The sequence below is a fragment of the Streptomyces sp. SID14515 genome (assembly GCF_010548505.1).
Taxonomy (GTDB): Bacteria; Actinomycetota; Actinomycetes; order Streptomycetales; family Streptomycetaceae; genus Streptomyces; species Streptomyces caviscabies.
In genome coordinates this window covers 11,909-24,815 of sequence record NZ_JAAGMH010000126.1, presented here as the reverse complement: position 1 = coordinate 24,815, position 12,907 = coordinate 11,909, and the positions used below count along the sequence as shown (strand labels likewise).

Genomic DNA, 12,907 nt, shown 5'->3' with positions numbered 1-12,907 from the left:
CTCACGGGATCGAAATCACTCGTGTCAGCTCTAGGCGGTTCTTCACCTTCAACTTCCGGTAGACACGGGTGAGATGCTGTTCGACCGTGCTGGTGGTGATGCAGAGCTTCCGTGAGATCTGGCGATTCGTCTGGCCGGACGATGCCAATTCGGCGACCCGGTACTCTGCGGCGCTCAGTACCTCGGTCGGCTCCTTTCGTTTCTCGGCGGACGGGGCCTGCTCCGGGAGACCCTGCGCCATCTGTTCTGCCAGCACCCGCTTCTCCTGGTGTGCGAGCGGTATGTCTCCGAGCCAACCCGCAGCTGTGGTGACCGACGCGCGCTCGGGCAGGAGCGCCGAAGGAGCGAACCCCCAATCGTTGATGCGCCGACCGCACTGCAGGAAGTCCTCGAACGCCAAGTCCGCACGGCCGGTGGCCAAGTTGTACTCGGCACGGGCGTACTGGTACTGCAACCCGAACCGGGTCTGGAACATCGCCGCCGGCACGGTCTCGGTCAGCCACTGCGCGGCGATGTGATGTCTGCCCTGCGCGGTCGCGGCTCGGATCAGGCCCCCCAGCGGGGCGCCGACGACAAGACCCCAGCTCTGCAGGGGGATTCGCTCTAGCGCCATGCTCGCAAAGTGCTCGGCGCTGTCCGGCTCTCCCTGTCTCAATGCGATCTCCGCTCGGACGGCCGCAAACCTCGCCTCCCACGCGGGAGCGCGGAGCGCGGTCGCTCTGGACAGCAACGAGTCGCACCAGGGGGCGGCTTGCTCGGGGCGGTCGGAGTACACCAGCGCGAGGAGGACCGATTCCAGCGAATCGACACCCTGGTCGTCCAGCCGGGTGTTCCGCAAGAACTGGTCAGCAAGTCCGGCGATACCAGCAAATCGACCGACCATGAGGGACCTGGCCAGGAAGACTTCCGCCGACTCAGGCTGTGCCAGCACAGCCTGAGTCGTCATGATCTGCAGGTCCTGCTGAAGCCGGGTCATGAACTCCGGGTACGAGACCCGTAGCCAGGCGTAGAAGTCGGGCCGGGGCTCGACGTCACGTTGCACCAGGTACTCGATCAGGTTTGCGGACTCCTCGAGGCGGCCATGCCAGGTCAATGCCCTGATCAGCTCGGTGATGCGATGTTCGGAAAGATGCCCCTCCTGAGCTGCGGCAATCAGGACGATGTGCCGCCGTGCGGATATCGACGGATCCACACGCCGCTCCGCCGCCGCGAGTGTGGCGGTCATCTCAGGATCACGTTCGGCATCCGATTTGGAGCCACAGGCAAGTTGGAGACATTCGATCGCGAAGGCCACCCGGCCCTCTCCCAGCGCGAGGCGTGCGGCTTCGCGGAGCACGTCGCCGGCCCACGTTTCGTCACGGTGGCCTGCGGCCAGGAGGAAGCGGGCGATTGGAGTCATGGGCAGACCGGAACTGTAGGCGACAGTGGCAGCTCGCTGATGCAGTGAGGCGAAGTCAGCCGACGACATGTCGTTGAGTATCGCTTTCCGGGCGCGTGGGTGCCGGAACTTCCCGTCGCGGAGGATTCCCGTCCGTGTGAGTGTGTCCACCGCCTGCGTCACGTCGAAGGAGTTGATGGAGAGCAGCGTGGAGAGCACGGTCTGAGAGGCGTGTTCGTCGAGTACGGCGATACCCTGTGCAACGTCGAGCGCGTGGTTCGGCCCACAGCGTCGGACACATTCCAGAACCGCTCTGCCGTAGGCGTCGCCCGCGTTGGGTGTGTCTGTCTCTCCGGACGCGCTCATGTTGTCCTCGATCAAGGCTCGCGCGAGTAGGGGGTTGCCGCCGCTCAACTCATGGCTGACGCGGCCCAGCCGACGGGCGACCCGCGCCCCCAGTCCTGTTGCCAGCAGCTCGGTGACCCCGCCTGCGGTGAGCGGTTTCAAATCAATCCGAGTGCTCAGCTTGCTGCGGAGCAATTCGGCGCGGAACTCCCTGTACACCCTGCTGCCGTGCTCCATGTCGGTGAACAGCAGCAGGGAGGGGAGGGAGCGCAGACGACGGGACAGCCACAGGAAGAACTGGAGCGAGGGTGTGTCGGCATGTTGAAGGTCATCGACCCCGATGAGCAGCGGCGTGGACTCCGCCAGCTTCGACAGATCTGACGTCAGGTGCTGCAGAAGGCGGTTGTGAACCGGCCCGGCGACGTCACCCACCGGGTCGCTCCCATGAGCAGGCGCTGACCTGTCGTGTTCAAGAGCTTCCTGGATCCCGCAGGGTATGTCGAGGGGTAGTGAAGCAGACTCGAAGAGCTGTTTGACGACTCCAAGCGGAATATCTTGCTCCATATGTGAGCCGGTGGCGCTGAGGTAGACAGCGCCGTTGTCCAGGGCGTGTTCTGCGAAAGTGTGGAGAAGTTCCGTTTTTCCGCTGCCGATGGCGCCGCTCACCAGTGCCACGTGTCCGGTGCCCCGCTCGATGGGTGTCAGGAGACGGTGGAGTTCGGCGAACGCGTGGCCTCGTTCAATGAGCTGCAAGGTCCTGTCCAATCAGAGCGAGTTGAAGCGTCACTTCAGGGTAAGTGTGTTTTCCGATCTGGGCGCGCCAGTTATCCTCAGCCATTTCGCGGCGCGATGTCTCATTCGTGGTAGGCCGGGAATAAACTCACCTGCCGGGCAATGCCAAGGGTGACGTGCCGTCAACGAGGAAGCGGGTTGCTCCTCATGCGGGACAGGACCTGGCCCGCTTCCGCCCCCGGTGGTGATCCGTGCTCGGATCCCCTTGCCGCGTGTCTGTTCAATGAAGGCGAGTCGGGTTACCTTGCATTCCACTGCTATCACGCACCTGCTATCCATCAGGCGACGCCGCCCGCTCTCCGGCTGTCATCCATGGGCAGCGCGCCGGGCTCCGGAAGTCTGGATCATCGGACCAGCCTCGACGCGGGAGTTGCGCGGTCCTTGACTGGCGGCGAATACGGCCCGGAGGTGCCCCAGAGTCGACTCGATCGCGCGATATCCCTCTCCGCGTGTGCCGTCCTGAGTCGCTCCAGCTCCCGCACCTCCTGCGACGAGTGATGCTCCCGCAGGCCCACTTCTGCCTGACCTCTCTTCCGCCTTGCCTGTCTGCTGCTTCTCCCGCAAACGACGGACCGCCAACGTCCTGTGCGATCCGACCTGACCTGCCCTCACCTCTTGATCCATCCCACAATCAGACCTGTTCAACCCGCCTTCGCGCACACGAACGCTTGAACCTGATGCAGGTCAGACCCGATGAGCTAAAACGTGTTTCCTTTGGTGGCGTGCTGCTGAACCGAGCTGACGAGCATCTGCGGGGACACCGGACCGCGGGCGGTGTGGCTGAGATCGTGGCGGAGGAATCGGTCGTTTAGCTCGCACAACCGCACAGAGACAGGAGACGACCTGGCCATCGATTGCGGCGCTGAGCCGGCACAGATCAACGTCCGAGTGAAAAACGTCACACCACTGCAGCGCGTTCTTGAAGGGCGGTTGCATCTGTCGGCCAAGTCCCCGGTCGGCTGCGGCCGGACCGGGGCGGGATCGGGCAGACGCAACGCAGCGCGCGCACGGTGCCGACCCGGGTATATGCGGGCACCGGAGGCGGTTAGTGGCAGCGACAGCCGTCTTGGTGGCTGGTCAGGTGGACCTAGGATCCGGCTACTCGTAGTCGGTTGGATCGGGGCCGGTCAGTAGTAGCCCGCTTGAGCCGCCCGAAGGCTAACGCAGTCGATAGCGCACCGCGGCCAGTCCAGTTGCCCTCCGGCGCCGGGTTCGTCAGAGATGGCGCGATCGAGCTCCGCCCAGACCCGGTCCCGGCTCCAACCGACGAACCGCCGGTAGACCGTCGGCCAGGCCGGGCCGAACGTCGGGGGCAGCTGTCGCCAGGTGCACCCTGAGGTCGCCACGAAGATGATCGCCGCGAGGCACTCACGGTCGCCCGCCCGCCGCCGGCCCCCGCCCTGTGGCCGTTTCACCTCCGCAGGCGGCACCACTTGTCGGAAGAGCACCCATAACTCCTCTGAAACCAACCGCTCCACCAGATCCGTCATGCGCGGCTCAACGATCGATCACACCATAAGAAACGGTATACGGAGGCCCCAGTGTGGTCTCTTGGCGGCTGAGGGGTTGGGGGCGGCCCTGATCGGGAGCGGCCGGGCGGAGCTGAATGAGACCAAGTGGGGTGGCCCGTCCAACCTGCGCTGTGCTCTCAGGGTTTGAGAGGGGGAGGAGGCTCGTAGACCTTCGCCGATCTTGGTGTCCGCGGGAATCACGGTCTCGCGCAACGGGTTCCCGTGGTCGTCGAGGAGGCCGGCGAGTCCCTTCGGGCAGGCGAGGACGAGGTGTATTCGCCGTACGGAACGGGCTATAAGGCGAAGATAGTTGCGAGTCCCCACGACCGAGGCGTTCGATGCCGAGCGACCGGGAACGTAGCCCCGCTGTCGCCCTCCGCTGCTACGAATGATCGCCCGACTCATGGAGGGCGCTGTCTGAATACCTGCCCTCTGAGTCCGCAGCGTTCCGCATCAGCAGTTGTTGTTCGACGACGTCATCTCATGGCGGGACAAATCGCGCAGGGTATTTTTTTTGGGGTCATGTCGCAGTGGTGAGCGTGGGTCTCTATCTGTTTGAGGGGCTGTGACCGGAATACGGCGACTCGAAAGCGATTGAATCCAGGGTTCCGTTTCTGGTGCACCGGAAGCCGATTCAGTAGCGTGATAAGGGTAGTTGACGCGCAGGGGCGGGTCATTTTCGGGGGAGTCGCTCTCCTGGGATGGATACCACGATGTCCGCCCCGACCGCATCCGGCAGGTGCTCGGCGGCACGGCGGAACTGCTGGAGCCCCTGCTGCACCCAGACCCGGGACCAGAACGGCTGGCTCGTCACGGCGGCACTGCTCCTGGTCACCGGCCTCCTGGCGGCCCTCTTCATGCGCCCGGAGAAGGACGCCCAGCGCCTCGGCGTCCCGGAATCCCCGGCCTCCGGAGTCCCCGTCAGCCACTGAAATGAGTGGCCCGGCCCGCTGGTCAGACCGGTCCGCCGGTCGCCGCCGAGACCGCGTCGTCGACGGTGCGGTGGAGGCCGTACGGTCCGACGCGGTCCGCCAGGGCGTGCCGGGTCAGGTCCTGTTCGGCCCCTGCCCGTACGTGCGCCAGGTGCAGGGCGATGTCCTTCCCGGCCAGTTCCTCCCGCAGCTCGTCCAGTGTGTCGAGGACCGGGATGCCGAGCCGGTAGCTGCTGGTCAGGTCCAGGACGACCGCACGCGGCGGGGGGTCGGTGCGTGCGACCTGATCGCGGACGGCGAGGCGGACGCGGTTGACGTTGCCGAAGAACAGGCTGCCGTCGGGCCGCACGGCGAGCACGCCGGCGGTGGTGGCCGCGTCCGGGTGCTGGGCGACGTCGGCGTACAAGCGGGTGCCGGGAAGCCGTCCGAGGACGGCGACGTCGCGGCGGCCGGCGGCGCTGATGAAGAGCACGAGGGACAGGGCCACGGCGAGCAGCAGCCCGGGCAGCAGGTCGAAGAGCAGGACGCCGACCAGCGCGGTGAGCGCCACCCACAGGCTCCGCCGGTCCAGGGCGGCGTACCGGCGCAGCTCGCCCACCCTCATGAAGCCGCGTACGGCGACGATCACGATGGCGCCCAGGACCGGCTCGGGCAGGTCGGTGAAGAGCGGGGTGAGGAAGGCCCCGGTCAGCAGGATCAGGCCCGCGGCGATCAGGGACACCATCGGGGTACGGCCGCCCGCGCCGATCGCCGCGGCGCTGCGCGAAGCGCTGCCCGAGACGACGAAACCGCGCACCAGACCGACGGCGATGTTGCTGAGACCGACCGCTGCCATCTCCCGGTCCGCGTCGACCTCCTGGCCGTGCTCGCGCGCGAACCGGCCGGCGATGCTGAACGCCTCGGCGAAGACCACCAGGGCGACGCCCAGCGCACCCGCGGACAGGGCGACCCAGTCCTCGGCCGGGATGCCCGGCAGACGCGGCACGGGAACGGCCGAGGGAATGCCGCCGACGATGTCGACGCCGTGGTCCTTGAGGTCCAGGACGGCGGAGAGGGCCAGTGCCAGGGCGAGCACGATCAGCGCGGCGGGCAGGCGGGGCACGAACCGTTCCAGCAGGAGCAGCAGAGCCAGCGCGGACGCTCCGACGGCGAGCGTGGCGAGCGACCAGTCGGGGGCCTTGCTCAGGATGGTCCACAGGCGCTCGAAGAAGTTGCCGTCCCCGCCGGGGACGCCGACGAGTTTGGCGCCCTGCCGGACGACGATGGTCAGCGCCATCCCGAACAGGAAGCCCACCAGCGCGGGCTCGGCGAGGAAGTTGGTGATGAACCCCAGGCGGGCGATGCCGGCGACCAGCAGCACCGCCCCGACGACGACCGCCAGAGCGGCCGAGAGGCCGACGGCATCCTGCGGATCGCCGCTGATCTCGGACACGGCCGCCGCCGACAGGACCGCCGCGGCCGACGTCGCCCCGATGACCAGGAAGTTGGACCGCCCGAACAGCGCGTACACCAGAAGGGCCACGGGGGCCGCGTAGAACGCGTTCTGCGGAGGCACTCCGGCGATCTGCGCGTACGCCACGCTCTCGGGGACGATGAGCGCCCACGCGGTGAGCGCTCCCAGCACGTCACCCCGCAGCATGCCCCTGCGGTAGCCCACCAGCCATCCGGCGACCGCCCGGCTCCCGCGTCCCTGCCCGGCGCTCACCCGGAAATCCCCACGCCTGGCTCCCTTGCTCGGCCGCTCTGCCCGTTTCCGCGCCCGACAGGACCGGGCTGCGGATGCGCTCCACGAAGCAGCGTGACATTTTGAGGCGAAACATGCGCTATGGGCAGGGAGGGCTGACGTGCCGGAGCTGACCGACGAGGAAGCGCGGAGGACCGCGGCCGAGGGCTGGATCTGGGGCTTCGCGCTCCTGCGGAACTACCGGACGATGTACCCCCAGGCCATCGACCCGGCCGACCCCCGGTACGTAGGAGGCTTCGGCCGCTTCCGGCACTACTCGGAGCCTTTCACCCCGGCCAACACCGACGTGGTGACGCCGAACAACGACACCCCGTACTCCTGGGCCTGGCTGGACCTGCGCGCCGAGCCGTATGTGATCTCCGTGCCGGCCGTCGACCGGTACTACGTCCTGCCGCTGCACGACCTGGACACCTCGTACGTCGGCTACATCGGCTCCCGTACGACCGGCTCGGAAGCGGGTGACCACCTGGTCGCCGGGCCCGGCTGGGACGGTGCCGTTCCCGAGGGCATCGCGGGCGTGCTGCACGCAGACACGTTCCTGGTCGGCATCCTGGGCCGCACGTATCTGGCCGGCCCCGACGACGTGCCGGCCCTGCGGGCGATTCAGGAGCAGTACCTCCTGCGCCCGCTGTCCGAGTTCACCGGCACCGCCGCCCCGCCCCCGGTCGATGAATCGGTGTGGCCGGTCTGGCGGGAGGAGGATCTCGGCACGGTGGAGTTCTTCACCCTGCTGGACTTCCTGCTCCAGTTCTTCCCCGTCCTCGACGGCGAACGGGAGCTGCGGGACCGGCTCGCCGCGCTCGGTGTCACCAGCAGCGGCGAGTTCGAGCCCGCCGCCCTGAAGCCGGAGATCCGCGCCGCGGTCGAGCAGGGCATCGCGGACGCCCGCGCCCGCCTGGAAGAGGCGAAGAAGGACGCGGTCGACTCCACCCACTGGTTCGGCACCCGCGCCGAGCACGGCACCGACCACCTGACCCGGGCGGTCGGCGTCGACAAGGGCCTGTACGGCCTGCCGGCGGCGGAGGCGTGGTACGCCGGGTGGGCCCAGGACGACCGGGGCGACCGGCCGCCGAATGCCTCCACACACGACCACGTCATCCGCTTCGCTCCCGGGGAACTGCCGCCCGCCCGCTCCTTCTGGTCGGCCACGATGTACCGGCTGCCCGAACGGCTCCTCGTCGCCAACGAGATCGACCGCTACTCGATCGGCGACCGCACCCCCGGGCTGGTCCACGACGACGACGGCGGCCTCACCCTCTACGTACGCAAGGACCGCCCCGCGGACCCGAAGCAGGTCGCGAACTGGCTGCCCGCCCCCGACGGGCCCTTCACCATCGCGATCCGCGTGTACGGCCCCGAGCCCTCGGTCCTCGACGGCTCCTGGACCCTGCCCGCCCTGAGCGTCGACGCCTGACAGGAGCCCCGCCGTGACCAACCGGACCAGCCCGAGCAGCACCGACGGCCTCGCCGATCTGGCCGCCGACGCGTACGTCTACGGCTACCCCCTCGTCTTCGACGTGTCGATGATCTCCGCGTTCCTGCACCAGGGCTTCGGCTCACTGCCGCCCACCCCCTTCAACCAGTTCGGGCACGCCACCGAACTGGCGACACCCGACGCCCACTTCGTGTCCGTGAACAACGACACCGTCTACTCCATCGCCCAGATCGACCTCTCCGGCGGCCCGGTCCTGCTCCACGTCCCGGACACCTCCGGCGCGTACTACGTCCTGCAGTTCGTGGACGTGTGGAGCAACAACTTCGCGTACCTCGGAAAGCGCGCCACCGGCACGGAGGAGGGCGACTGGCTCATCGCCCCGCCCGGCTGGGCCGGCACCGCCCCCGACGGGGTGCGCGGCGTGATCGAAGCACCCACCGCCGTGATCTCCGTCATCGGCCGCAACGCCTGCGACGGACCCGGCGACATGCCCCGGGTCCAAGCCCTGCAACAGCGGCTCACGCTCACCCCGCTCGACACATCCCCCCACCGGACGGGCCTGCCGGCACCGGACCCCGACGTACCCGAGCACCTGCGCTTCTACGAGCAACTGCGCGTCTGGATGGCGGACTTCCCGCCCGCCGGCCCCGACCAGGACCACCAGCAACGCTTCCAGCCGCTGGGCCTCCTCGAAGAGGGCCTCTCGCCGTACGTCGATCCCGACCCCGCCCTCGTCGAGGCCCTCACCGAGGGGCTGGCGGCCGGCAAGGCGCGGGTCGAGGCCGCGTCGAAGCCGCCCGCCGACGGCAACCGCCTGCCGGGAGCCTGGGAGACGAACCCCCACCTGTTCGACTACAACGTCGACCACCTCGGAACCGGCACGATCGACTCCTCCCAGTGGAAGATCGCCGACCGGCAGGCGTCCTACCTCGTACGGGCCGCCGCCGCGCGCGCGGCGCTGTGGGGCAATCACGGCTACGAGGCGGTGTACGCGCACACCTTCACCGACGCCGAGGGCAAGCAGCTGAACGGATCCCGTTCCTACACCCTGCGTTTCGAACAGCCGCCGCCCGTCGAGTCGTTCTGGTCGGTGACCATGTACGACACCCCCGACTACTACCTCGTCGCCAACCCGGCCGACCGCTACTCCCTCGGCGACCGTACCCCCGGCCTGGTGTACGGCGAGGACGGCTCGCTGACCGTCCTCATCCAGCGGGAGCGGCCCGACGACCCGGCCGAGGCGGCGAACTGGCTGCCCGCCCCGTCGGGCGACTTCCGGCCCATGATCCGCCTCTACACCCCCGGGCAGTCCGTCCTCGACGGCGCCTACCGGCTGCCGCCCATCGTGGCGAAGGGCTGAGCCGCCGTGGGAGACGCCATCGGGCAGATGCTCGCCTCGGCGGTCGGCATCGCCATCAGCCCCCTGCCGCTGATCGCCGTGATCCTCATGCTGGCCACCCCCAAGGGCCGGGGCAACGGCATCGCCTTCACGGTGGGCTGGGTGATCTCGCTCGCGGCACTCGTCACGGTGGTCGTTCTCGCCGGTTCCGGCGGAGACGCCGCGGGAGGCGTCGACGGGCCGGCCCGCTGGACCCTGTGGCTGAAGCTGGGACTCGGCGTGCTGTTCTTCCTCCTGGGCGTCAGGCAGTGGAAGGGCAGACCACGGGAAGGGCACGAGGCGGAGCCACCCGGCTGGATGAAGGCGATCGAAAGCTTCACCCCGGCCAAGGCGGCCGGCCTGGCCGCGGCCCTCGCCGTGGCCAACCCCAAGAACCTCGTCCTCGCGGTCGGCGGCGCGCTCTCCATCGCCTCCAGCACGGCCTCGGCCGGCGGCAGGACGGTCGCGGCCGTCCTGATGGTGCTGATCGCGTCGCTCTGCACCTTGCTGCCGCTCGGCGTCTACCTCCTCGGCGGCCAGAAGTCGGCCAAGGTGCTCGGTGAATGGAAGGCATGGATGGCCGCCCACAACGCGGCGATCATGACCACCGTTCTGATCGTTCTCGGCGCCAAGTACATCGGAGACGCGATCAGCGGTCTGGCGGGCTGACCCTTCGCCTGCCCGCCTGCCCGCCTGCCCGTCGGCCTGCCAGCTTGGCTGCCCCACGGTCGGTCACCTTTCGCGATCCACAGACGCCCGTGGGGACGGTGCCGGCAGGAACGACGGTGGTGGCGACCGAGCGCTACGACTCTTGACCAGGCGGACGGCAAGGACACCGCGCCCAGAGTGGCGGACCGGCCAGGGCGGCCGGCCTTCCCGCGCCTCGCCGGGGCTTCGTCCGCTGTGGCCGGGGCGGGGTGGGTCACGTGATGCCGGGCTGCTCCAGCGCCACCACGACCATCACCGGAAGATCGGTGTCCTGCTGGATCACACCGGCGGTCAGCATCCGGCCGTCGAGGGTCCATTTCTTCAGCCTGATGAACTCGTCCCGGTCCGCCTCTGTCCGCTCGGCCTCGACGAGGTGGCCGGCGAGAGAGGATTCCTCGATCTCGGGGAGGAAGTCGGTCAGCGCCTGCTCCCCCTGCGCGTAGACGGCATCCAGGTCGTCGAAGTAGCCCGATTCGTCGACGTCGCGGATCCAGACGAAGAACGAGACGCTGACCGCCCCACCGCCGAAGGTCTGGATCCAGCCCCCGGCGCCGCCCTTGTCCCATGACCTCTCCACGCCGTCACGCGGCCTGCCCCCGGGCGTCCACTCCTGAGCCGAGAACCGTGCCACCGCACCCTCGGCGGTCATCGGGGCGAGGCCTCTGAGCTCTTCCAGCATCGCAATCACTGCGGCCATGAACTCACTCCCGTCATGCCACCGCATCCTGGGGTTGTCGTGACGGAGTGGAGCTCACATCCAGGAGCGTGTGCCATGCCGGTAGCGTGATCGTCTGCTGCGTGGAATGTCCATGTGTCCGGTCGGCCCGTACCAGGGGTTCCGGTGGCGAGTGATGGGGTCGTGATGAGTGAACTGGCGAAGCCCGGGGTCGAGGTTCCGGAGGGTGCCGCGCCCACCGAGCTGACGGTCCGGGACCTGGTGGTCGGGGAGGGGCCCGAGGCGCAGGCGGGCAGGGTGGTCCAGATTCACTATGTAGGCGTTACGTTCGCGTCGGGTAAGGAGTTCGACTCCTCCTGGGAGCAGGGCCGGCCGTTCAAGTTCGCCGTGGGCGGTGGCAGGGTCATCAAGGGCTTGGACCGGGGTGTCAGGGGGATGGCGGTCGGCGGGCGGCGCGAGATCGTCGTTCCTCCGCGTCTCGGCTACGGCAAGCAGTCGCCCTCTTCGGCGATCCCGGCGAACTCGACGCTGATCTTCGTCGTGGACCTGCTCACGGTGGTGGGCGGGCCCGCCGGAGCGAGGCCCGGCTCGACCGGCACGGCCTGAAACCGGCGCTGTCGGCGACCGGGCGGGTAGCGGGCTCCCGTAGGTACGTCGGCCCGGCACCGTTGCCTGCCCCCGTTGCCGGCCTTCCGCTGAGGCCCGGGCGCACTCCGCGCCGGTCAGGTCGACCAGACCACCCTGCCGTTGTGCACGATGACCACCTTGGCGTCGGGCCTCAGGACCATCTGGGCACCGCCGAAATCATGGGTCTTGGAGGCCCAGATGGGTCGGTCGTCGCCGTTGTGGATGACCAGGTTGCCGTCCGGCTGGAAGATCGCCCGGTGGTTCTCGCCGAAGGTCATCGCGGCCCAGATCGGCTTGTTCTGCTCGTTGTAGACGACCAGGTTGCCGTCCTGCTGCATCGTCATCCGGATGCGGTTGGTGGCCCAGGACTGGCCGACCCCGATGGAGCTGGTCGCGGAGACCGTCTGGGTGCCCCAGTTCGGCTTCGGGGCCGCCTTGGGCTTCGGCTTCGGTGAGGCCTTCGGCTTCTCGGCGGGAGCGCTCGTCCGCGGTGCGGGTGTGGGCACGGGTGCGGGAACGGCCTTCGGCGCGGCGATCTTCTTCTGTTCCGTCGCGGACGGCGTGGGCTTCACCGCCACGTAGTCGTCCATGGCCGCCGGGGCCGATTCGGGGTTGAGGACCGTGTCGGCGCTCCCCGCGACCGGGGTGGTGGCCGGGGTCCGGGGCTCGTCGTCGTTCGCGCTGCCCATCAGCAGCACGGGTATCGCGACCAGGGCGGCGCCGACGAACGCGGCCCCCGCCAGGATCGGTGTACGGGGGCGGCCCTTGTCGACGGCGGTGACGGTCCGGGTCTCCGGCGTCGTGCCGATGGCCGCCGCGACTCCGTGGGCCTCTGCCCGGGTCTCGGGCGCCTCCGGTGTCTTGGACGTCTCGGATGTCTCCGGCGTCTCGGCCGGCTTCGCCGATGCCGATGCCGATGTCGATGCCGGTGTCGTTGCCGAGGGCTCCGGCTGGGTGGCGGCCTTCTCTCCGGCCGTCGTGGTGGCGGCCGGGACCTGCGTCGGTGCCGCCGGTGCGGTGGCCGGCGAGGGCGGGGAGCCGGACTCCTCTGCGCGGGCGGTGGCTGCCGCGGTGGTGGCGCCGGGGGTGGGGTGCTCGGGGGACATGCGGTGACTCCTCCTCGGTGGCGCGCCCAACGTAGCTCGTCGTGGGGGCCGCGGTGGTCTCTCGCCCCGAACTCCTCACGGCGCTTTGTCCTGCCACGCCTCGCTGGTCCCGGAAAGTTCTCCGATCGGGCATCAAACGGGCACGTGGGAGGCCGATACGGGTCCATCGATGAGCCCCGTGGGCGGTGCTCGTATGACATCCTGATGGCTCCCCGATCTGATCACCGTCGGCGGCGGGCGTATGCCGTTCGGCGCTCAAGACTGCGTACGGAGCC

General features: G+C 68.8%; 9 protein-coding genes and 1 pseudogene. 5 read left to right on the top strand and 5 right to left on the bottom strand.

Features of this window, described 5'->3' with window-relative positions; all coding sequences use genetic code 11:
* Position 1: 1 nt before the first annotated feature.
* Together G3I54_RS30170 and G3I54_RS30165 are read right to left on the bottom strand one after the other, a co-directional pair.
* Complete coding sequence (locus G3I54_RS30170) at positions 2–2,476, bottom strand: LuxR family transcriptional regulator (RefSeq protein ID WP_164619145.1); 2,475 nt, start codon at positions 2,474–2,476, stop codon at positions 2–4.
* A 1,181-nt stretch (positions 2,477–3,657) separates the two neighbouring features.
* A pseudogene (locus G3I54_RS30165) lies at positions 3,658–4,005 on the bottom strand (transposase); the annotation flags it as partial.
* A gap of 734 nt (positions 4,006–4,739) precedes the next feature.
* On the opposite strand from G3I54_RS30165, the gene G3I54_RS30160 reads away from it, so the two are divergent.
* Positions 4,740–4,958, top strand: coding sequence for a hypothetical protein (locus G3I54_RS30160; protein WP_164619140.1), 219 nt, complete (start codon positions 4,740–4,742; stop codon positions 4,956–4,958).
* A 22-nt stretch (positions 4,959–4,980) separates the two neighbouring features.
* Here the strand turns inward: G3I54_RS30160 and G3I54_RS30155 are convergent, their stop codons facing one another.
* Entirely contained in the window at positions 4,981–6,663 is a 1,683-nt protein-coding gene (locus G3I54_RS30155; RefSeq protein ID WP_164619138.1) for a SulP family inorganic anion transporter, read from the bottom strand.
* Between the two features lie 139 nt (positions 6,664–6,802).
* Between G3I54_RS30155 and G3I54_RS30150 the strand changes: the two genes are divergently transcribed.
* Genes G3I54_RS30150 through G3I54_RS30140 form a run of 3 tightly spaced genes read left to right on the top strand, consistent with a single transcriptional unit; the run spans position 6,803 to position 10,184 of the window.
* Entirely contained in the window at positions 6,803–8,116 is a 1,314-nt protein-coding gene (locus G3I54_RS30150) for a DUF1254 domain-containing protein (RefSeq protein WP_343240470.1), read from the top strand.
* A gap of 13 nt (positions 8,117–8,129) precedes the next feature.
* A complete protein-coding gene (locus G3I54_RS30145; RefSeq protein WP_343240469.1) occupies positions 8,130–9,497 on the top strand; it encodes a DUF1254 domain-containing protein in 1,368 nt (455 codons plus the stop codon).
* Between the two features lie 6 nt (positions 9,498–9,503).
* Entirely contained in the window at positions 9,504–10,184 is a 681-nt protein-coding gene (locus tag G3I54_RS30140) for a GAP family protein (protein WP_164619136.1), read from the top strand.
* A gap of 253 nt (positions 10,185–10,437) precedes the next feature.
* Here G3I54_RS30140 and G3I54_RS30135 read toward each other — a convergent pair whose 3' ends face one another.
* Entirely contained in the window at positions 10,438–10,920 is a 483-nt protein-coding gene (locus tag G3I54_RS30135; protein WP_164619134.1) for a hypothetical protein, read from the bottom strand.
* Positions 10,921–11,085: 165 nt separating this feature from the next.
* On the opposite strand from G3I54_RS30135, the gene G3I54_RS30130 reads away from it, so the two are divergent.
* Positions 11,086–11,505: an FKBP-type peptidyl-prolyl cis-trans isomerase gene (locus tag G3I54_RS30130; protein WP_164619132.1), complete on the top strand. Its 420-nt coding sequence runs from the start codon at positions 11,086–11,088 to the stop codon at positions 11,503–11,505.
* A gap of 116 nt (positions 11,506–11,621) precedes the next feature.
* Here G3I54_RS30130 and G3I54_RS30125 read toward each other — a convergent pair whose 3' ends face one another.
* Entirely contained in the window at positions 11,622–12,632 is a 1,011-nt protein-coding gene (locus G3I54_RS30125) for a mannose-binding protein (RefSeq protein ID WP_164619131.1), read from the bottom strand.
* Between the last annotated feature and the right edge of the window lie 275 nt (positions 12,633–12,907).